Source organism: Paracoccus haematequi, from assembly GCF_900631945.1.
Taxonomy (GTDB): domain Bacteria; phylum Pseudomonadota; class Alphaproteobacteria; order Rhodobacterales; family Rhodobacteraceae; genus Paracoccus; species Paracoccus haematequi_A.
In genome coordinates this window covers 14,859-34,287 of the sequence record NZ_UZWE01000068.1, presented here as the reverse complement: position 1 = coordinate 34,287, position 19,429 = coordinate 14,859, and the positions used below count along the sequence as shown (strand labels likewise).

Sequence of the window (19,429 nt, the reverse complement as noted above, 5' to 3'; positions counted from 1 at the left end):
CATCGCCATGCGCTGCTGCAAGACTGATGAAAGTTTCAGCGCCTTCATTGCTCTCGCCGCAACCGTCATCCGACTCCGGTGAACGTCAACACACCCTAGGAACGCCTCTGCGGTGCCACTCGAAAACTGTAGGGCGCCATTTCCTCGACCGTCACCATATCCCCGGCACGCACGCCGTACCGATCAAAGAAATCCCGGATCCACCCGCGCTTCCGGAAAAACTTCTTGGCGCCATCGAGGTCGGTCATGACCACCGTGTTGCCGCCCCAGTCGACGGCAATTTCACGCTGGGCGGCAGAGGCCCGGTTCGACCCACCGATCGCATCAGCCGGAAACTCCTCGAAGAAGGTCCTGAGATAGATGTGATTATTGTCGATGTTGCCCTGCGTGATTTCGGCAGTGCCGATGAGGCGCCCGGTGTGCTGGCGCGGGATTGCGTCTGGCGACGGCAACGGTGGGGCCGTAGCCTCCCGGACAACCATCACGGTGTCGTCGTGATCCTCGATCAAGTCGAAATCCTCGTCCTCCGCAATCGCCGTCCGGGCCGACGGAACCGAAAGCTGCATGCGAGCGGACTGGACGCCTTCGGCGCGCAGGACCACTTCCGCTGCTGCGCGAGCGTCCTCGCCCGCATCATGGTGCTCGAACACGAGGTCCAGATGCTGCTTGAGGCTTGCAAGGCCGTGACCGCCGTTGCCCCGCAGCTCGGGCCAGGCGGCACGGGCGACGTGGACACTGTCGCGCCAGTCCCACTGCGGGACCGGCAGGCCGCAGTTGCCGCAGGCAGCGGCGACGGCGCTGCGGTCAAAACCAGAGTGCTGATAGACCGTCGCGCCACTCAGTACATCCCGCAGCACCGGCAGCACCTCGGCAAAGGTCGGAGCGCCCTGCACCGTGCGGGCGCTGATGCCGTGTAGATAGGTGAACAGCCAGCGCTCCACCTGAGGGTCGACATAGGTCATCCAAGTCTCGATGGAATTGTCGGGGCGCACGCAGGCGACACCGATCTGGCAGATGCTGCCACGGTCGTTGTTCGCTGTCTCGACGTCCAAAGCAAAGAAGCGGAACGGGCCCTCGGGGAAGGGCGTGACACGCGTCTGCCGCGTGGCCGCGGTCTTCGGCGCAGGCGCCGCGACGGGTCCAACCATCGCGGAGCGGAAACGCAGGCGCTGCCGTTCAATGGCCGCCAGTTCGCGCGCGCCCCACCCGAGGCGGCGCAGCGTGGCTTCGACCAGATCGACTGGCTCGTCATAGGCCTGCATCCGGCGCCGGTTCCAGGCGATGGCGTGGTCGGGCGCGAGGGAGAGAACCTCGGCCTCCAGCCGGGCGATATCCGCCGTGTCGGGCAAGGGCAGCCAGACCGCGCGGCAGTGATCGACGACGAATTCGTTGCGCAGCGCCTTGGCAATGTCACCATCGGCCTTGGTCAGCGCATCTTTGCGGTCGCGCCACATCCGGCCGGTGTTGTACATCTGCGAGAAGTAGTGGCTCATGCCCTCCGATCCGGTCCGATGGCGCTGGTGGATCCGTTCGTAGAAGGTCTGATCGGTCGAACTGGTCGAGCCGATGTAGCGCATATCGCCATGATGATCGACGAGACCGTAGAGGCCGCGTGCATCGCGCGGCGCCTGGACGGTCGGAAGGGGTGTGGCTTCTAGAAGGGCGGACAACAGGTCTTCTGCCGCGAAACGCATAGTCAAAATCCGGATCAGTTGAAACTCAGCAAGCGGCAAAAGCTGAATTGGCCAGACAGCCAAGGCCAGCCGACAGAATGGCACGGTAGATGGGGAAACTGCGTTTGTCATCAGAGACTTCGCGCAAAACTTCCAAGACATACCAACGACCACGCCGCCCGTGTCGTGTCTCCGTCTCCATCGAGACAAGCCGGAACCAGCGAAACACCGGCGCAGCGCGACCTCGTCAGTTCATTGAAATCTATGGGGATTTTGAACCCGTCTCGCCGGGAGCGAGGGGCGGGTGGAAAGAGACGGTGGGCGTTTGGAGACCGATCTCGCGCGGCAGGCCAGTCTCCGAAGGGCGGGTGGTCCTTGCAAACCCCTTTGGCACATAAAGAAAAAGGCCCCGCGAGGGACCTGTTTTCGGGTTTGCAATGTGCAAGTGGCGGAGTGGAAGGGATTCGAACCCTCGAGACGGTTTCCCGCCTGCACCCTTAGCAGGGGTGTGCCTTCGACCACTCGGCCACCACTCCGCCGGCCGGTATAGGGGCGGGCCTGGTCAGTGACAAGGGCTTTTTCGCCGCCCGTCAGCCCTTGCGCCGGAAGGTGGCATAATGGGGCGAACGCCCCTCCCGCAGGGCCTTTTGCTCGTATCGGGTGCTGATCCAGTCGTCCCAGGCCTCGGGGGTTTCGGCCACCAGGTCGAAGCCCGCCGGGGGCACCTCTTCCAGCGTCTGGCGCATATAGTCGGGGATATCGGTTGCCACGCGGAACTCGGCGCCGGGCCGCATCACGCGGGCAAGCGGGATCAGATGTTCGGGGGTCACGAAGCGGCGGCGGTGGTGGCGGGCCTTCGGCCAGGGATCGGGATAGTTCAGGAAGGCCCGGCTGATCGAGGCGTCGGGCAGAACGTCCATCAGGTCGCGCGCATCGCCCGGATGCACGCTGACATTGCTGACACCCGCGTTGCGGATCTTGCCCAGCAGCATGGCCACGCCGTTGATGAACGGCTCGCAGCCGATGATGCCGATCTCGGGATAACGGGCGGCCATGTGGACCATGTGTTCGCCGCCGCCGAAACCGACCTCCAGCCAGATCGGCCGGTCGTCGCCGAAGATCGCCGCCGGGTCGATGGGGCGGCGGTCGGGATTGTCCTGCACGGTAATGCCGCGCGGGCGCAGATCGCCCAGATCCTCGGACAGATAGCCCTTCTGGCTTTGGCGCAGGGTCTTGCCGTGCCGCCGGCCATAGAAGTTGCGGCGCGGCGGGTTCGGATCGAAGGGTGTCTTGGGCGTATCGGACATGGGTTGGGGGATTGCACCGGCGCGGATGCCGGGTCAAGCCCCCCTGCCCGGCGCTATTCCCCCATCAACCGGCTGATGATGACCGTCACTTCGGGCTTCTTGCCGATCTCCTCCATGGCGACCTGGCGGGTGATCTTGCGGATCGCCTCGTCCATCTTGGCGTCGTCGCGGACCACGCGGCTGTCCGCGCCTTCCAGGAATTCGGCCAGTTCGCCCTCGATATGGCTGCCCAGGTCGTTGCCGCCCCGGGTGCGGCCGGGAAGGCCCATCAGCTCCACCCAGGCGTCGGGCAGGACGTTGTCGTCCTCGTCCACGATCACGCTGACCAGGGCATGGCCGTTCAGCGCCATGCGGATGCGGTCGCGCACCACGCCGTCCATCGCGCCGATCAGCACCGTGCCGTCCAGATACAGCCGCCCGGTTTCCACCTGATCCACGATCCGGGGCGCGTCGCCGGTCAGATCCAGCATGGTGCCGTTGGTCGCGATCTCGGCCGCGATGCCCTTGCCGCGCGCCAGCATCACATGTTCCCGCAGATGCAGATGTTCGCCGTGCATGGGGATCACGATCTCGGGCTTCAGCAATTCGTGCAGGGCCTCGATATCAGGACGGTTGGCGTGGCCCGAGACGTGGTAAAGCCCGTCGTCGGCATCAAAGACATCGACGCCCAGCTCGCTCAGCGCGTTCATGATCCGCCCGACCGAGCGTTCGTTGCCGGGAATCGTCTTCGAGCTGAACAGGAAGCTGTCGCCTTCCTTCAGCGCCAGGCCCAGGTAACGGCCACGGGACAGTTGCGCGCTGGCGGCGCGGCGTTCGCCCTGGCTGCCGGTCGCCAGCAGCATCACCTGGCTGCGGGGCAGGCTTGCGGCTTCCTCGGGTCCGATCGTGTCGGGGAAATCGGTCAGCACGCCGGTTTCCAGGCCGACCGCCACCATCTTGCGCATGGCGCGACCCAGCAGGCAGACCTTGCGGCCTCCGGCGATGGCGGCGTCCGACAGCGTTTTGAGGCGCGCGATGTTGCTGGCGAAGGTGGTGGCGACGACCAGGTTCTTCTGCGCCATCACCCATTCCAGGATCGGGTTGGCCAGCACGGCCTCGGACCGGCCCGGATGGGTCGAGAAGATGTTGGTGCTGTCGCAGGCCAGAACCTTGATGCCCCGGCCCTCGGCCGCGATGTCGTGCCACAGGATCGGGTCGAAGGCGTCGCCCACCACCGGGGTGCCGTCCAGCTTGAAATCGCCGGTATGCAGCACCCGGCCCGCCGGCGTGTCGATGATCAGCGCCGCGCTTTCGGGGATCGAGTGACTGACCGGCACGAATTGCACGGTGAAGGGGCCGACCTGCGTCACCTCGGGGCGGGCGCCGGTGATGTTGACGGCAGAGGCGGGGTGGCCCTGCTCCTCCAGCTTCAGGCGAACCAGGGCGCCGGTGAACTGGCGGGCATAGATCGGCACGTTCAGGCGGCCATACAGATGACCCACCGCGCCCAGGTGATCCTCGTGCCCGTGGGTGATGAAGATCGCCTCCAGCCGGTCGCGGTTCTGTTCCAGCCAGGTCAGATCGGGCATGATCAGGTCGATGCCGGGGCTGCTGTCCATGTCGCCGAAGCTGACCCCCAGATCGACCAGGATCAGCCGTTCCCGCCCCGGCGAGCCGTAGCCATAGACATAGGCATTCATGCCGATTTCGCCCGCGCCGCCCAGCGGCAGATAGATCAGGCGGTCAGCCATTGCCCATCTCCTTGTTGTAATCGTGTATGAGCCGCAGCCCGTGCATCGTCAGATCGTCTTCGATTGCGTCGAACAGGTCAAACCCTTGATCGAACAGCGGCGCAAGCCCCCCCGTGGCGATCACCTTCATCGGGCGGTCCCGTTCGGCGCGAATCTGGCGCACCACGCCGTCGACCAGCCCGATATAGCCCCAGAAGATCCCCGACTGAATGCAGGCCACGGTATTGGTGCCGATCACCTTGGCGGGCATGGTCACGTCGACATGCGGCAGGCTGGCCGCACCCATGTGCAGCGCCTCGAGCGACAGGTTCACCCCCGGCGCGATCACCCCGCCGATATAGGCGCCGTCCACATCCACCACGTCGAAGGTAGTGGCCGTGCCGAAATCGACCACGATCAGGTCCGGGCCGTGCCGGTCGAAGGCGCTGAGCGTATTGACCAGCCGGTCGGGTCCGACCACCGTGCCGCTGTCCACGCGCGGCGCGACCGGCAGCAGGCAGTCGGGCTTGCCCACCACCAGCGGGCGGGTGTCGAAATAGCGATTGCACAGGACGCGCAGGTTGAAGACCACGCGCGGCGCGGTCGAGCTGATGATGCAGGCATTGATGTCCAGTTCGAACTTCTGCCCTGCGATCAGAGTGGACAACCAGACGAAATATTCGTCCGCCGTGCGCCGGTGATCGGTCGAGATGCGCCAGTGGGACAGGAACTTCTTACCGTTCCAGATGGAAAAGACGGTGTTCGTATTGCCAGTGTCGATGCACAGCAGCATGGGTCAGGCCCCGGTGAAATAGATATCGGCGGCGGGGATCGCCTGCCTTCCGCGCGGCCCGGTCAGGATCAGGGCGCCGGTCTCGTCGATCCCCTCGAAGCGGCCGGTCGCCTCGGCCGTGCCGGTGCGGGCGGTGATCGTTTCACCGATCCGCGCGGCGCGGGCCAGCCAGGCGGCGCGGATCGGCGCAAAGCCGAAATCGCGCATCTGTCGCGACCAGCCGTCGAAGGACACGGCCAGGGCGGTCAGGAAATCGTCCGGGGTGACGGACAGCCCGGTTTCGCCTTGCAGGCTGACGGGCCGGACCGCGCCGGGTTCGACCGCCTCGGGCGCGGCGGCCAGATTGACGCCGATGCCGATCACCAAGGCCTGGATGGTCCCGCCCGACCCCATGCTTTCCAGCAGAATGCCCGAAAGCTTGCCGCCGTTCAGCAGCACGTCGTTGGGCCACTTCAACGCAAGATTCAACTGCGGCCCGCACAGCGTACGCAGCGCGTCATGGACGGCAAGCGCCGCCACAAAGGACAGCCGCGCCGCATCCGCAGGGCCGCCCTGAGGCCGCAGGATCAGCGAGGCCGCGAAATTTCCGGGGGGATCGGTCCAGGCCCTGCCCCGCCGGCCCCGACCGGCGGTCTGCTGGCGGGCCATGATCCAGGCCGGGCCGGACAGCCCCGGCGCCAGGCGCATCGCCTCGGCATTGGTGCTGTCCACGCGGTCGAGGACATGGCGCGCCACGCCCTCGGGCCAGGCGTCAAGGGCAGGGTTACTCAACAGCCGGGGACTCGACTGCCGCCTGAGCGACCGGCGTGCCGACCAGAGATTCCGCCGCCCGTGCCGCCGCGGTATCAAGACCCCACATCGACACGGCGCCGATCAGCAGCAGCGCCGCCGGAATCACCAGGGCCAGATACTGCACCCCGCCCATGCGGCTTTCCACCCCTTCGGATTCGGCTCCGAAGAACATATAATAGACGATGCGCAGGTAATAGAACGCCCCGATCACCGATGCGATGACGCCCAGGATCGCCAGCCAGGACATTCCCGCCTGCACCGCCGCGCCCAGCACCCCGAACTTGGCGAAGAAGCCCAGGAAGGGCGGAACGCCTGCCAGGCTGAACATCAGGAACAGGACCGCGAAGGCCTTGACGGGCTCGGCCTGGGCAAAGCGGTTCAGGCTTTGCAGGTCGGTGATCGGGCGGCCGTCGCGTTCCAGCGACAGGATGAAGGCGAAGCTGCCGACGTTCATCACCGCATAGATCGCCATATACAGCAGCATCGCCTGCACGCCATAGGCCGTCCCGGCGGCCAGGCCGACCAGGGCAAAGCCCATATGCGCGATGGACGAATAGGCCATCAGCCGCTTGATATTGCGCTGCCCGATCCCCGCGATGGAGCCCAGGAACATCGACATCACCGCAAGCGCCGCGACGATCTGGCCCCAGTCGCCCGGCACGTTGCCGAACGCCTCGTACATCAGGCGGGCGATCAGGGCCATGGCGGCGACCTTCGGCGCGGTGGCGAAGAAAGCCGTCACCGGGGTCGGCGCGCCTTCATAGACATCGGGCGTCCACATGTGGAAGGGCACGGCCGAGACCTTGAAGGCCAACCCGACCAGCAGGAACACCATCCCGAACAGCAGGCCCAGCGACAGCTGCCCGCCGACCACCACCTGCACGATCCCCGCAAAGCCGGTCGTCCCCGAGAAGCCATAGACCAGCGATGCGCCGTACAGCAGCATCCCCGAGGACAACGATCCCAGGACGAAATACTTCAGACCGGCCTCGGACGACTTCACGCTGTCGCGGCGCATCGCGGCGGCGACGTAAAGGGCCAGCGATTGCAGTTCCAGGCCCATGTACAGCGACAGAAGATCGCTGGCCGAAACCATCAGCATCATGCCGATGGAGGCAAGCGCGATCAGGATCGGGAATTCGAACCGCATCAGCCGGTTGCGTTCCAGGTAATCCGCGCTCATCGCCAGGACGGCGGCGGCAGAGACCAGGATCGTCACCTTGGCGAAGCGGGCGAAGGCGTCGTCGGTGAACATGCCGAAGAACGCCACCTGCGCCGGGCGATCGGCAAAGCCGACATACAGCCCGACCGCCAGCAATGCCGCGACCGTGGCCCACAGGATCGGACGCGCGATGGCATCCTTGCCCAGATAGGCCCCGGCCATCAGCGCCCCCAGGGCATAGATCGCCAGCACAAGCTCTGGCAGGATGGTCGAGAAATCGAGCGCGGTCATCGTGCTTACCTCAATGGCTGGCGTCGGCCGGGGCCGCCTGCGCGGTCACGGCCAGCCCGTCGCGCGGCTCAACCGGCAGGGCCTCGTGATAGTTGACCAGCAGCGCCTGGACGGCGGGGCCGGTGATGTCGGTGACGGCGCGCGGATAGACGCCCAGGAACAGCGTCATGACGATCAGCGGCGCGAAGATCCACTTCTCGCGCGGGGTCATGTCGGTGATGGTCTTCAGGCTTTCCTTGATCAGCGCGCCCAGCGTCACCCGGCGATACAGCCACAGCGCATAGCCCGCCGACAGGATCACCCCGGTCGCGGCGACGAAGGCCACCCAGGTATTGGCCTTGAAGGTGCCCATCAGGGTCAGGAACTCGCCCACGAAGCCCGAGGTGCCGGGCAGGCCCACGTTGGCCATGGTGAAGAACATGAAGACCAGGGCATAGACCGGCATCCGGTTGACCAGCCCGCCATAGGCGTCGATTTCCCGCGTGTGCATCCGGTCATAGATCACGCCCACCGCCAGGAACAGCGCGCCCGAGATGAAGCCGTGCGACAGCATCTGGAAGATCGCCCCGTCCAGCCCCTGCTGGTTGGCGGCAAAGATGCCCATCGTCACATATCCCATATGCGCGACCGAGGAATAGGCGATCAGCTTCTTCATGTCGGTCTGCGCCAGCGCCACAAGCGAGGTATAGACGATGGCGATGGCCGACATCCAGAAGACCAGCGGTTGCAGCATCTCGCTGGCGACGGGGAACATGGGCAGGCTGAAGCGCAGGAAGCCATAGCCGCCCATCTTCAGCAGCACGGCGGCCAGCACCACCGACCCGGCGGTCGGCGCCTGGACGTGGGCGTCGGGCAGCCAGGTATGGACCGGCCACATCGGCATCTTGACCGCGAAGCTGGCGAAGAACGCCAGGAACAGCAGCGTCTGCATCCCGCCCACCACGGTGATGCCCAGCACCCGCATCGTGTCCGACGGGAAGTCGAAGGCCAAGAGCTGCGCGATGTCCGTGGTTCCCGCCGTGCGCGCCATCGCGATCATCGCGACCAGCATCAGCACGGACCCCAGGAAGGTATAGAGGAAGAACTTGAACGACGCATAAATGCGGTTCACGCCCCCCCAGATGCCGATGATCAGGAACATCGGGATCAGCCCTGCCTCGAAGAACAGGTAGAACAGGATCAGGTCGAGCGCGGTGAACACGCCGATCATCAGCCCTTCCAGCACCAGGAATGCGATCATGTATTCCTTGACGCGGGTCTTCACGTCCCAGGTGGACAGGATCGTCAGCGGCATCAGGAAGGTCGTCAGCAGCACGAACAGGACCGAGATCCCGTCCACGCCCATCCGGTAGCGCAGGCCCATGATCCAGGGATGATCCTCGACGAACTGGAAGCCGGTATCCGCCGGATCGAAGCCCGCCAGCACGAAGAGCGAGATCAGGAAGGTCGCCGTTGTCGCGATCAGCGCCAGCCATTTGGCGTTGCGCTGCGCGGCCTCGTCCTCTCCGCGCAGGAACAGGGCCAGAATCCCCGCCGCGACGATGGGCAGGAAGGTGATGATCGAAAGAAGGTTCGTCATGTCAGTGCGCGCCCCGCGTCATCACCCAGATCAGCAAGCCCACGATGCCGATGACCATCGCGAAGGCATAATGGAACAGATAGCCCGACTGAACGCGTCCGGCGAAGCGGGTCAGGCGCGGGATCAGCCCCAACGCCACCCCGTTGATGGCGCCGTCGATAACCGCCCCGTCGCCGCCCGTCCACAGCTTGCGGCCGATCCACAGTGCGGGCCGGACGAAGATGAAGTGATAGATCTCGTCGAAATACCACTTGTTCAGAAGGAACCGATACAGCGCGGGCTGCTGCGCCGCCAGTCTCGCGGGAGCATTCGGATAGCGGATATACATCAGCCAGGACAGCCCAAGCCCGATCAGCATCGCCACGAAGGGCGACAGCTTCACCCAGACGGGGACCGAATGGGCGTCGTGCATGACGTGGTTGTCGGACCGCATGAAGATCGCGCCGCGTTCGAACCCGGCAAGCGCCGCGTGGCCGTCGGCCGCGGTATCCTCGGCCGGGTCGCTGGCGGCGCCGGCGGCGGCATGGGTCGCCGCGCCCGTGGGTTCGCCATGAGGCGCCTCGGCCACGGCGCCGTCAAGCGCCTCGCCATGGCCGTCCTCGGCCTGTTCATGGGCGGCTTCGGGAAGGCCGAAGAACCGCTGCACGTTGTCGCCGAAGAAGGCGCTGTACCAGATCATGCCCGCGAAGATCGCGCCCAGGGCCAGGATGCCCAGCGGCACGGTCATCACCGGCGGGCTTTCATGGGCATGGTGATGCGCGTGCAGCGGATCATGATGGCCGTGATCGTCATGGCCGTGGGTGTCGTGGCCGTGGCCATGCGCCGCCATTGGCTGCACTTCCTCCTCGGCCTTGATCTCGGCGTCCCAGACCTTTTGCGGACGCGGCGCGCCCCAGAAGGTCAGGAACATCAGCCGCCAGCTATAGAAGCTGGTCATCAGCGCCGCAATCACCAGCAGCCAGAAGGCATAGCCCACGCCCGAGGCATAGGCGCTTTCGATCACGGCGTCCTTGGACAGGAAGCCCGCGAAGCCGATATGGGTCAGCGGAATGCCGACGCCGGTGATGGCCAGCGTGCCGATCAGCATGGCGGCGAAGGTCAGGGGGATCTTCTTGCGCAGCCCGCCATAGTTCCGCATGTCCTGCTCATGGTGCATGGCATGGATGACCGAACCCGCGCCCAGGAACAGCATGGCCTTGAAGAAGGCATGGGTGAACAGGTGGAACATGGCCACCGAATAGACGCCGACGCCCGCCGCCACGAACATATAGCCCAGCTGCGAACAGGTCGAATAGGCGATCACGCGCTTGATGTCGTTCTGCACCAGACCCACGGTCGCGGCGAAGAAGGCGGTCGAGGCGCCGATGATCGTCACGAACATCTTGGCCTCGGGCGCGAATTCGAACAAGGGCGACATGCGGCAAACCAGGAACACGCCCGCCGTCACCATGGTCGCGGCATGGATCAGCGCCGACACCGGGGTCGGGCCTTCCATCGCGTCCGGCAGCCAGGTGTGCAGGAAAAGCTGCGCCGACTTGCCCATGGCGCCGATGAACAGCAGGAAGGCCAGCAGGTTCGCCGCGTTCCAGTCGGCCCACAGGAAATGCATCTGCGCCTGCGCCAGTTCGTCAACCTGGGCGAAGATCGCGTCGAACTGGATGGATCCGGTCATCCACCACAACCCGAAGATCCCCAGCAGGAAGCCGAAATCGCCGACCCGGTTCACGATGAAGGCCTTCATCGCCGCCGCATTGGCCGAAGGCTTGCGGTAATAGAAGCCGATCAGCAGATAGGATGCGACGCCCACGCCCTCCCATCCGAAGAACATCTGCAGCAGGTTGTCCGCCGTCACCAGCATCAGCATGGCGAAGGTGAAGAAGGACAGATAGGCGAAGAAGCGCGCCTTGTAATGCTCGTGATGGGTCCAGTTGTCGTCATGGGCCATGTAGCCCATCGAATACAGGTGGACGAGCGCCGAGACCGAGGTCACGACGATCAGCATGATCGCGGTCAGCCGGTCCAGCCGGATCGCCCATTCGCTGCTGAAATCCCCCGAGACGACCCAGTCCAGCACCGGGATATGCTGCGTCTCGCCCGAGAAGGTCGTGAAGACGATCCAGGAAAACAGCGCCGCCGCGAACAGGATGCCCGTGGTCAGCAGTTGCGCGGCCTTTTCCCCGATCACGCGCCAGCCGAAACCGGCGATCAGCGCGCCCAGAAGGGGCGCGAACAGGATGAATTGCACCATGACCGCTTACCCCTTCATCACGTTGACATCGTCAACCGCGATGGACCCGCGGTTGCGGAAGAACACCACCAGGATCGCCAGACCGATCGCGGCCTCGGCCGCCGCCACGGTCAGGATGAACATGGTGAAGACCTGCCCCGCCAGATCGCCCAGATGGGCCGAGAAGGCGACGAAATTGATGTTGACCGACAAGAGGATCAGTTCGATCGACATCAGGATGACGATGACGTTCTTGCGGTTCACGAAGATGCCGAAGATCCCGGCGACGAACAGAATCGCCCCCACGACAAGGTAATGTGTCAATCCGATCATCGTTAAGCCCTTCTTCCGCGTCCAGTTACGACATCAAGTAAGTCGCGTGCCTGCTCTAACCTTCGGATCAGATTGTCATGTGCGTAAGACGGACAGTTACGTTTGATGAACTGTTCCATTGGCAAGTCACCAAGACTGTGTCCTTCCTGGTAAGCCATCCAGACAAATTGATAAAAACGATCTACATCCAAGGGATGCAAAATTTGCCAGTTCGCGCTGCCTTTGAACCGATCCCAAGCTTTTTGTAGATCAGTGGATGGTTGGAACACGTTCGTCATAGCTACAGCCCCTGCCCCGGCTTCACGTCGCGCAGTTCCATGGCCTTGGCCGGATCGCGATACATCTGTTCCAGCACGTCCTGGCGCTTGATGTCGCGGCGGTGGCGCATGGTCAGGGTGATCGCGCCGATCATCGCGACCAGCAGGATCAGCCCGGCGATCTGGAACGGCAGCAGATAGCGGTCGTACAGGATCGTGCCGATGGCGTTGGTGTTCAGAGCGTGATCCAGGATCGGCGCGGTCCGCAGCCCCTGGGCCTGGTCCGAAATCTCCCACCCGCCGAAGGCGACCGTCAGCAGAGCCAGCAGCACCAGGGCGATCAGCGCCGCCAGCGGCAGATAGCCCGCCAGTTCGCCGCGAAGCTGGGCGAAATCCACGTCCAGCATCATCACGACGAACAGGAACAGCACCGCCACGGCGCCGACATAGACGATCACCAGCAGCATCGCCACGAACTCGGCCCCTTGCAGCACGAACAGCCCGGCGGCCGAGATGAAGGCCAGGATCAGCCACAGAACCGAATGGACCGGGTTCCTGGACAGCACCACCATGAAGCCCGCCGTGCAGACCGAGATGGCGAACAGATAAAAGGCGAAGGTGATCATTCGGCCTGTTTCCCCTCATGTTCGGCGAAGACGCCCTGGGCGATCTCCAGAGCCTTCTGCATCGCCGGGATGCCGCCGAACATCCCCATCTGATAGATGACCTCGGCCACCTCGCGCGCGGTGGCGCCTGCGGCGATGGCGTGGCGGATGGTCAGGCGCAGTTGCGGTTCGGCATGGGCGCCCTGGACGGTCAGCGCGGCCACCGTGACCAGCAGGCGCGTCTTGGCGTCCAGCCCGTCGCGGTTGAAGGTGCGCCCGAACCACATCTCCAGCATGTCCGCCGGCATGGTCGGGATCATCTTCTCGAACGCGCGGGGGTCGAAGGTTTCCAGCGCAGGGTTGAACGCGCGGGCCATTTCCTGGCCCGACTGCATCATCTGCTGGAACAGCTTGGTGAAGGCGTCGCTCATCTGTAGGGCGCGTCGATGGCTAGGTTGCGGGCGATCTCGGCTTCCCAGCGGGCGCCGTTGTCCAACAGCTTCTGCTTGTCGTAGAACAGTTCCTCGCGTGTCTCGGTCGCGAACTCGAAGTTCGGGCCTTCGACGATGGCATCGACCGGGCAGGCTTCCTGGCAGAAGCCGCAATAGATGCACTTGGTCATGTCGATGTCGTAACGCGTGGTGCGGCGGCTGCCGTCCTCGCGCGGTTCGGCGTCGATGGTGATCGCCTGGGCCGGACAGATCGCCTCGCACAGCTTGCAGGCGATGCAGCGTTCCTCGCCGTTGGGATAGCGGCGCAGCGCGTGTTCGCCCCGGAAGCGCGGCGACAGCGGCCCCTTTTCATGGGGATAGTTGATGGTCGGCTTGGGCGCGAAGAAATACCGGACCCCCAGGCCGAAGCCCTTGAGGAAATCCACCATCAGGAAATACTTGGTGGCGCGGGCGATGTCGAAGGCCATCAGAATTCTTCCCCTTGCTTGGGCGCGGCGAAGCGGTCGAACGCCGCCACATAGTCGCGGACCCTGGCGCCGTCACGGGACTGTTCGGCACTATCCAGATTGTTGGCCAGGAAATGCGCGAACTCGACCTTGTCGGTTTCCGACGCATTTGCCAGCATTTCGGCGATCTTGTTCGAATATGCCATCGCTTATGCCCCCGCCCAGCGTGCCCAGAAGGAACCAAACACCTCGAACCGCGCCAGGAAGGCGATCAGCACGACCCAGCCCAGCGACAGCGGCAGGAACACCTTCCAGCCGATCCGCATCAACTGGTCATAGCGGTAGCGCGGCACGATGGCCTTCACCATGGCGAACATCCAGAACCAGAAGACCATCTTCAGGAACATCCAGATCGCGCCGTCGGGGATGCCGGGGATCGGCGACAGCCAGCCGCCGAAGAACAGCAGGCTGATCAGCGCGCACATCAGCCAGATGGCGATGTATTCGCCCGCCATGAACAGCAGATAGGGGGTCGAGGAATATTCGACCATGAAACCCGCGACCAGTTCCGATTCAGCCTCGGCCAGGTCGAAGGGCGGACGGTTGGTTTCGGCCAGGGCCGAGACGAAGAACAGCACCAGCATCGGGAAATGCGGCAGCCAGTACCAGGACAGCAGCCCCGCGCCCGCCTGGGCCTCGACGATGGCGCTGATGTTCATCGACCCGGTCGAGATGATGACGCCGATGATGATCAGGCCCAGGCTGACCTCGTAGCTGATCATCTGCGCCGCCGCGCGCAGCGACGACAGGAACGGATATTTCGAATTCGACGCCCAGCCGCCCATGATGACGCCATACACCTCCAGCGAGGAGACGGCGAAGATGAACAGGATGCCCACGTTGATGTCGGCCATCACCCAGCCGGGCGCGAAGGGGATCGCCACGAAGGCCAGCAGCGCCAGGGTCATCGACAGGAAGGGCGCCAGGAAGAAGACGAACTTGTCCGCCCCGGCCGGAATGACGATTTCCTTCAGGACGTATTTCAGCGCGTCGGCAAAGGTTTGCAGCAGGCCCCAAGGCCCGACCACGTTCGGGCCGCGCCGCATCTGCACGGCGGCCCAGATCTTGCGGTCGCCATAGACCAGAAAGATCAGCGACAGCATGACGAAGGCGATCACCGCCAGACCCTGCGCCAGCAGCAGGATCGCCATGCCCAGAGAGGATGCCCAGAATTCAGCCATGCCCGTCCCTATCCCATTACGCGGCGGGAATGCCGCGCGCCTTGCATTCGCGCAAGGTGTCTTCCGTTTCCATCACCCGCAGACCCATCGGCTTCTGATCCGACAGCGTGAACGCGGCCCCGATCCTCAGCTTGCCGTCGCGTGTGTCTTGCAGCGTGCGGACATGGCGTCCGTATGGCTCGCCATTCCGCTTGGCCCAGCCTGCCAACGCGCAGGTGGCATACGAGAAGGCGATATCGGCGTCCACCCCTTCACGCAAGTTCGCCGTCACCTCGACCAGGTCGGCCGATCCCTTGGGATCCAGCGATGCCACGCGGGCGCCCAGGAAATCCTGCGGGTCGACCGTCGTCCCGTCGGCCCAGGCAGGTAGGGCTGGCTGGCTGCGGGCCGCGAATTCCTCCAGGGCCTTTTCCTGCGCGGTCTGGCGCGGCGGCAATCCATCCGCCACCATGCCGCCCAGATTCAGATCCAGGTTCGCGTTCAATGCCATCAGATCCGCCTCGGACACCGCGAAGGCATCCTGCCCCTCGGGACTGTCCAGCGTCATGGTCGTCACCTGCCCGTCCGGCTCCAGAATCAGGATCTCTCCCGACTTGGTGGAAATCCGTGCCAGGGTCAGAGGCGCCTTGCCCGGCAGCGCGCCGGGGGTGGCAATCTTGGCGGTCATTGTCTCGGGCTTGGGTTTGGGGCGCCCGTCGCCGGCATCATCCGCGCAGCCCGACAGGACCGCAGCGCCCGCAAGGGCTGCGATCAGAAACCGGGGCTGGCGGAATGCTGGCCGCATGACGTTCACTCGGCCGCCATGGCGGGCGCGTTGCGCGCCGCGGCCATCCGCGACAATTCCCCCATCAGGGGTGAACTGCGCGCGATCGGGTTGGTCAGGTAGAAGTCCTTGACCGCCGGACGGAAGGCCGCATGACCCATGTCCAGCCGCTGCAAGGGCTGCCAGTCGTTCTGCGCCACATGGTCGATCTGGCCCAGATGCGGCACCGCCTGAACCAGGGCGCGACGCAGTTGCGGCAGGCTGTCCCAGGGCAGGGTCGCGCCCAGTTCGGCCGACAGCGCCCGCAGGATCGCCCAATTCTCCTTGGCCTCGCCCGGCGCGAAATTCGCGCGCAGCGCCAGTTGGGGACGGCCTTCGGTATTCACGAACAGGCCGTTTTCTTCCGTGTAGCAGGCAGCGGGCAGGATGATGTCAGCACGGTGCGCGCCCCGGTCGCCATGGCTGCCCTGATAGATCACGACAGGGCCAGAGGCCACGTCCACCTCGTCCGCGCCCAGGTTGTAGATCACCTCGGCGCCGTCGATGGCGGCGGTCAGCCCGCCCTCGGTCACGGCGCCCACATCCATCGCGCCGACGCGGGATGCGGCGCTGTGCAGGACCAGCAGCTTGCAGTCGTCCAGTTCGCAGATGCGCATCGCATTGGCCAGCACCGCTTCGCCATCCGCTTCGCGCAGCGCGCCCTGGCCGACGATCACGATGCCGGGCGTGCCCTTGCTGGACTGGAAGTCGCCCTTGACCAGCTCCGCCAACGCGGCGCGATCAACGCCGTGGTGGTGATAGTCATAGGTCAGGTCGGCCGCCTGCCCGACCACCGCGACCTGCGCGCCATGCGCCCAGGCCTTGCGAATCCGCGCGTTCAGCACCGGCGCTTCCTCGCGCGGGTTGGTGCCGATCAGCAGAATCCGCTTGGCGGTATCGATATCGGCAATCGTCGCCGTGCCGACATAGGCAGAGCGGTTGCCCGCAGGCAGGCGCGCCCCGTCGGTGCGGCATTCGACGTTTCCGCCCAGCCCCTCGACCAGTTGCCTGAGGCTGAAGGCAGCCTCGACCGGGGCCAGATCGCCCACCAGCCCGGCGACCTTGCGGCCCTTCATCGCGGCGGCGGCGGCGGCCAGGGCCTCGGGCCAGCTTGCCGGGCGCAGCTTGCCGTTCTCGCGGATATAGGGCTTGTCCAGCCGTTGGCGGCGCAAACCGTCCCAGACGAAGCGGGTCTTGTCGCTGATCCATTCCTCGTTCACGCCGTCATGGTTGCGCGGCAGGATCCGCATCACTTCGCGCCCCTTCACGTCCACGCGGATGTTGCTGCCAAGCGCGTCCATCACGTCGATGGTCTCGGTCTTGCGCAGCTCCCAGGGCCGGGCCTTGAAGGCATAGGGTTTGCTGACAAGCGCCCCCACCGGGCACAGGTCGATGATGTTGCCTTGCAGGTTCGAGGCCAGTGTCTGGTTCAGATAGCTGGTGATCTCGCTGTCCTCGCCGCGCCCGGTCTGGCCCATCTGGCTGATGCCCGCGACCTCGGTCGTGAAGCGCACGCAGCGGGTGCAGCTGATGCAGCGTGTCATGTGGGTCTCGACCAGCGGACCCAGGTTCAGTTCCTCGGCGGCGCGCTTCGGTTCCCGATAGCGGCTGAAGTCCACGCCGTAAGCCATTGCCTGGTCTTGCAGATCGCATTCGCCGCCCTGGTCGCAGATCGGGCAATCCAGCGGGTGATTGATCAGCAGGAATTCCATCACGCCCTCGCGGGCCTTCTTGACCATCGGGCTGTTGGTGCGGATTTCCGAAGGCGCGCCGTCCGGGCCGGGGCGCAGATCCTTGACCTGCATCGCGCAGCTTGCTGCGGGCTTGGGGGGGCCGCCCACGACCTCGACCAGGCACATCCGGCAGTTGCCCGCGATCGACAGGCGTTCGTGATAGCAGAAGCGCGGGATCTCGATCCCCGCCTGTTCGCAGGCCTGGATCAGGGTCAGGTTGGGATCGACCGCGATCTCAATGTCGTCGATCTTGATCGTGCGCAAATCGGCCATCGGCTTTCTTCCTTACCTGGCAACCAGAAGCGATCCGGCGATCGTCTTCCGGGCTATCTCTTGCCGCCCCAGGCGGCAGAATGTCTCGGGCTGGCCGTTCACCACCCCATTGGCGACCATATAACGGTCGGCCTCGGCATAGATGCGGCGGCGTTCTTCCTTGCTGTCCAGGAAGGCGTCTATTTCCCGGTCGCTATAGCCCAGGCCTTGGGCATAGCGCTTCAGTTTGCGCGCCTCGGAAAACGCCCGGATCAGCCGCGCGTCCAGAGACGGGCAGCCCCTGCGCAGCACATCCGCCACCCGCGCCTGAATCAGGCTGTCGTTGATATGGCGTTCCTGCGACAAGGGCGGCAGGGCGGCGGCAGGGGCAGCAAGCGCAGCACCGCAGGCCAGCGCCAACAGCGCAGCCCGTGCCTTGCGCGAATATGCCGCCAGACCCGTCATTCCGCCGCCATCGCCCCCATCCGGCCGGTGCGCTTGGCCTTGATGCGGTCCTCGATCTCTTCGCGGAAGTTGCGGATCAGCCCCTGGATCGGCCAGGCGGCGGCGTCGCCCAGGGCGCAGATGGTGTGGCCCTCGACCTGTTTGGTCACGTCGAACAGCATGTCGATTTCCTCGACCTCGGCATCGCCGCGCACAAGACGCTCCATCACCCGCATCATCCAGCCGGTGCCCTCGCGGCAGGGCGTGCACTGGCCGCAGCTTTCGTGCTTGAAGAACTTGGACAGCCGCCAGATCGCCTTGATGACATCGGTCTGCTGGTCCATCACGATCATGCAGGCAGTGCCGAAGGACGACCGCAATTCGCGCATCCCGTCATAGTCCATAATGGCGTTTTCGCACTGCTCGGCCGTCAATACCGGACAGGACGCGCCGCCGGGGATCACCGCCTTGAGGTTCTTCCAGCCGCCGCGCACACCGCCGCCATGCTTCTCGATCAGTTCCTTCATGCTGATCGACATGGTTTCCTCGACCACGCAGGGGGTGTTGAGGTGCCCGGTCAGGCCGAACAGCTTGACGCCCGCGTTGTTCGGACGGCCGAAGCCCGCGAACCATTCCGGGCCGCGCCGCAGGATGGTGGGCGTCACGGCGATGGATTCGACGTTGTTCACCGTGGTCGGGCAGCCGTAAAGCCCCGCGCCCGCCGGGAACGGCGGCTTCATGCGCGGCATGCCCTTCTTGCCTTCCAGGGACTCCAGCAGTGCCGTTTCCTCGCCGCAGATATAGGCGCCCGCGCCGTGGTGCAGATACAGGTCGAAATCCCAGCCCGACCCCGCCGCGTTCGCGCCCAGCAGTCCGGCGTCGTAGCATTCGTCGATGGCGGCTTGCAGCGCCTCGCGTTCGCGGATGAATTCGCCGCGGATATAGATATAGGCCGCGTGGGCGCCCATGGCGAAGCTGGCGATCAGCGCGCCCTCGATCAGCGTATGCGGATCGTGGCGCATGATCTCGCGGTCCTTGCAGGTCGCGGGTTCGGATTCGTCGGCGTTGATGACCAGATAAGAGGGGCGGCCGTCGGATTCCTTGGGCATGAAGGACCATTTGAGGCCGGTCGGAAAGCCCGCGCCCCCGCGCCCGCGCAGCCCGGATGCCTTCACCTGTTCGACGATCTTGTCGCGGCCCCTGGCGATGATCTCGGCCGTGCCGTCCCAGTGGCCGCGCTTGCGCGCCCCGGCCAGACTGCGGTCGCCCATCCCGTAGAGGTTGGTAAAAATGCGATCCTGATCTTTCAGCATCCTGCTCTCAATCCTCTC

19 protein-coding genes and 1 tRNA gene are annotated in these 19,429 nt (G+C 64.9%); all 20 read right to left on the bottom strand.

Translation table 11 applies throughout. The annotated features are described in order from the left end of the window. Positions 1 to 95 precede the first annotated feature (95 nt). Positions 96 to 1,805, bottom strand: coding sequence for a 3'-5' exonuclease (locus PARHAE_RS19485; protein ID WP_241232898.1), 1,710 nt, complete (start codon positions 1,803 to 1,805; stop codon positions 96 to 98). Positions 1,806 to 2,119: 314 nt separating this feature from the next. Further along, positions 2,120 to 2,209 (bottom strand) — tRNA-Ser (locus PARHAE_RS19480). Between the two features lie 54 nt (positions 2,210 to 2,263). Next, on the bottom strand, positions 2,264 to 2,980 hold the full coding sequence (gene trmB, locus PARHAE_RS19475; RefSeq protein ID WP_126156175.1) for a tRNA (guanine(46)-N(7))-methyltransferase TrmB: 717 nt from the start codon (positions 2,978 to 2,980) through the stop codon (positions 2,264 to 2,266). 53 nt (positions 2,981 to 3,033) lie between these two features. Next, on the bottom strand, positions 3,034 to 4,710 hold the full coding sequence (locus PARHAE_RS19470) for a ribonuclease J (RefSeq protein ID WP_126156174.1): 1,677 nt from the start codon (positions 4,708 to 4,710) through the stop codon (positions 3,034 to 3,036). Then, positions 4,703 to 5,482 carry a type III pantothenate kinase gene (locus PARHAE_RS19465; RefSeq protein ID WP_126156173.1) on the bottom strand — a complete coding sequence of 260 codons (780 nt, stop codon included), beginning with the start codon at positions 5,480 to 5,482 and terminating at the stop codon, positions 4,703 to 4,705. The genes PARHAE_RS19470 and PARHAE_RS19465 overlap by 8 nt, the downstream gene beginning before the upstream one ends. A 3-nt stretch (positions 5,483 to 5,485) precedes the next feature. After that, on the bottom strand, positions 5,486 to 6,253 hold the full coding sequence (locus PARHAE_RS19460; protein ID WP_241232897.1) for a biotin--[acetyl-CoA-carboxylase] ligase: 768 nt from the start codon (positions 6,251 to 6,253) through the stop codon (positions 5,486 to 5,488). After that, a complete protein-coding gene (gene nuoN, locus PARHAE_RS19455) occupies positions 6,246 to 7,727 on the bottom strand; it encodes an NADH-quinone oxidoreductase subunit NuoN (protein WP_126156172.1) in 1,482 nt (493 codons plus the stop codon). The genes PARHAE_RS19460 and nuoN overlap by 8 nt, the downstream gene beginning before the upstream one ends. A gap of 10 nt (positions 7,728 to 7,737) precedes the next feature. Next, complete coding sequence (locus PARHAE_RS19450) at positions 7,738 to 9,306, bottom strand: NADH-quinone oxidoreductase subunit M (protein ID WP_126156171.1); 1,569 nt, start codon at positions 9,304 to 9,306, stop codon at positions 7,738 to 7,740. A gap of 1 nt (position 9,307) precedes the next feature. Further along, positions 9,308 to 11,554: an NADH-quinone oxidoreductase subunit L gene (nuoL, locus tag PARHAE_RS19445; RefSeq protein WP_126156170.1), complete on the bottom strand. Its 2,247-nt coding sequence runs from the start codon at positions 11,552 to 11,554 to the stop codon at positions 9,308 to 9,310. A 6-nt stretch (positions 11,555 to 11,560) separates the two neighbouring features. Beyond that, on the bottom strand, positions 11,561 to 11,866 hold the full coding sequence (nuoK, locus tag PARHAE_RS19440; RefSeq protein WP_103173177.1) for an NADH-quinone oxidoreductase subunit NuoK: 306 nt from the start codon (positions 11,864 to 11,866) through the stop codon (positions 11,561 to 11,563). A gap of 2 nt (positions 11,867 to 11,868) precedes the next feature. Then, positions 11,869 to 12,144: a hypothetical protein gene (locus tag PARHAE_RS19435; protein ID WP_126156169.1), complete on the bottom strand. Its 276-nt coding sequence runs from the start codon at positions 12,142 to 12,144 to the stop codon at positions 11,869 to 11,871. A gap of 2 nt (positions 12,145 to 12,146) precedes the next feature. Further along, entirely contained in the window at positions 12,147 to 12,749 is a 603-nt protein-coding gene (locus tag PARHAE_RS19430) for an NADH-quinone oxidoreductase subunit J (RefSeq protein WP_126156168.1), read from the bottom strand. Next, positions 12,746 to 13,159, bottom strand: a complete 414-nt coding sequence (locus PARHAE_RS19425) for a carboxymuconolactone decarboxylase family protein (protein WP_126156167.1) — start codon at positions 13,157 to 13,159, stop codon at positions 12,746 to 12,748. The genes PARHAE_RS19430 and PARHAE_RS19425 overlap by 4 nt, the downstream gene beginning before the upstream one ends. After that, positions 13,156 to 13,647, bottom strand: a complete 492-nt coding sequence (gene nuoI, locus PARHAE_RS19420; protein ID WP_126156166.1) for an NADH-quinone oxidoreductase subunit NuoI — start codon at positions 13,645 to 13,647, stop codon at positions 13,156 to 13,158. The genes PARHAE_RS19425 and nuoI overlap by 4 nt, the downstream gene beginning before the upstream one ends. Then, positions 13,647 to 13,832 (bottom strand): hypothetical protein, encoded by a 186-nt coding sequence (locus PARHAE_RS19415; RefSeq protein ID WP_126156165.1) that lies wholly within the window; start codon positions 13,830 to 13,832, stop codon positions 13,647 to 13,649. The genes nuoI and PARHAE_RS19415 overlap by 1 nt, the downstream gene beginning before the upstream one ends. A gap of 3 nt (positions 13,833 to 13,835) precedes the next feature. Continuing rightward, positions 13,836 to 14,867, bottom strand: a complete 1,032-nt coding sequence (nuoH, locus tag PARHAE_RS19410; RefSeq protein ID WP_126156164.1) for an NADH-quinone oxidoreductase subunit NuoH — start codon at positions 14,865 to 14,867, stop codon at positions 13,836 to 13,838. A gap of 16 nt (positions 14,868 to 14,883) precedes the next feature. Then, entirely contained in the window at positions 14,884 to 15,651 is a 768-nt protein-coding gene (locus PARHAE_RS19405; RefSeq protein WP_126156163.1) for a hypothetical protein, read from the bottom strand. A 5-nt stretch (positions 15,652 to 15,656) separates the two neighbouring features. Further along, positions 15,657 to 17,675, bottom strand: coding sequence for an NADH-quinone oxidoreductase subunit NuoG (gene nuoG / locus PARHAE_RS19400; protein ID WP_126156162.1), 2,019 nt, complete (start codon positions 17,673 to 17,675; stop codon positions 15,657 to 15,659). A gap of 12 nt (positions 17,676 to 17,687) precedes the next feature. Further along, positions 17,688 to 18,119 (bottom strand): DUF5333 domain-containing protein, encoded by a 432-nt coding sequence (locus PARHAE_RS19395; RefSeq protein WP_126156161.1) that lies wholly within the window; start codon positions 18,117 to 18,119, stop codon positions 17,688 to 17,690. Continuing rightward, the gene (gene nuoF / locus PARHAE_RS19390; protein ID WP_126156160.1) at positions 18,116 to 19,411 is read right to left on the bottom strand and encodes an NADH-quinone oxidoreductase subunit NuoF; all 1,296 of its coding nucleotides are present in this window, start codon (positions 19,409 to 19,411) and stop codon (positions 18,116 to 18,118) included. The genes PARHAE_RS19395 and nuoF overlap by 4 nt, the downstream gene beginning before the upstream one ends. Positions 19,412 to 19,429: the final 18 nt, after the last annotated feature.

Coding starts and splice junctions, on each gene's coding strand:
- PARHAE_RS19485 (WP_241232898.1), bottom strand. CDS start 1,805: ATGACAAACGCAGTTTCCCCATCTACCGTGCCATTCTGTCGGCTGGCC.
- trmB (WP_126156175.1), bottom strand. CDS start 2,980: ATGTCCGATACGCCCAAGACACCCTTCGATCCGAACCCGCCGCGCCGC.
- PARHAE_RS19470 (WP_126156174.1), bottom strand. CDS start 4,710: ATGGCTGACCGCCTGATCTATCTGCCGCTGGGCGGCGCGGGCGAAATC.
- PARHAE_RS19465 (WP_126156173.1), bottom strand. CDS start 5,482: ATGCTGCTGTGCATCGACACTGGCAATACGAACACCGTCTTTTCCATC.
- nuoN (WP_126156172.1), bottom strand. CDS start 7,727: ATGACCGCGCTCGATTTCTCGACCATCCTGCCAGAGCTTGTGCTGGCG.
- PARHAE_RS19450 (WP_126156171.1), bottom strand. CDS start 9,306: ATGACGAACCTTCTTTCGATCATCACCTTCCTGCCCATCGTCGCGGCG.
- nuoL (WP_126156170.1), bottom strand. CDS start 11,554: ATGGTGCAATTCATCCTGTTCGCGCCCCTTCTGGGCGCGCTGATCGCC.
- nuoK (WP_103173177.1), bottom strand. CDS start 11,866: ATGATCGGATTGACACATTACCTTGTCGTGGGGGCGATTCTGTTCGTC.
- PARHAE_RS19435 (WP_126156169.1), bottom strand. CDS start 12,144: ATGACGAACGTGTTCCAACCATCCACTGATCTACAAAAAGCTTGGGAT.
- PARHAE_RS19430 (WP_126156168.1), bottom strand. CDS start 12,749: ATGATCACCTTCGCCTTTTATCTGTTCGCCATCTCGGTCTGCACGGCG.
- PARHAE_RS19425 (WP_126156167.1), bottom strand. CDS start 13,159: ATGAGCGACGCCTTCACCAAGCTGTTCCAGCAGATGATGCAGTCGGGC.
- nuoI (WP_126156166.1), bottom strand. CDS start 13,647: ATGGCCTTCGACATCGCCCGCGCCACCAAGTATTTCCTGATGGTGGAT.
- PARHAE_RS19415 (WP_126156165.1), bottom strand. CDS start 13,832: ATGGCATATTCGAACAAGATCGCCGAAATGCTGGCAAATGCGTCGGAA.
- nuoH (WP_126156164.1), bottom strand. CDS start 14,867: ATGGCTGAATTCTGGGCATCCTCTCTGGGCATGGCGATCCTGCTGCTG.
- PARHAE_RS19405 (WP_126156163.1), bottom strand. CDS start 15,651: ATGCGGCCAGCATTCCGCCAGCCCCGGTTTCTGATCGCAGCCCTTGCG.
- nuoG (WP_126156162.1), bottom strand. CDS start 17,675: ATGGCCGATTTGCGCACGATCAAGATCGACGACATTGAGATCGCGGTC.
- PARHAE_RS19395 (WP_126156161.1), bottom strand. CDS start 18,119: ATGACGGGTCTGGCGGCATATTCGCGCAAGGCACGGGCTGCGCTGTTG.
- nuoF (WP_126156160.1), bottom strand. CDS start 19,411: ATGCTGAAAGATCAGGATCGCATTTTTACCAACCTCTACGGGATGGGC.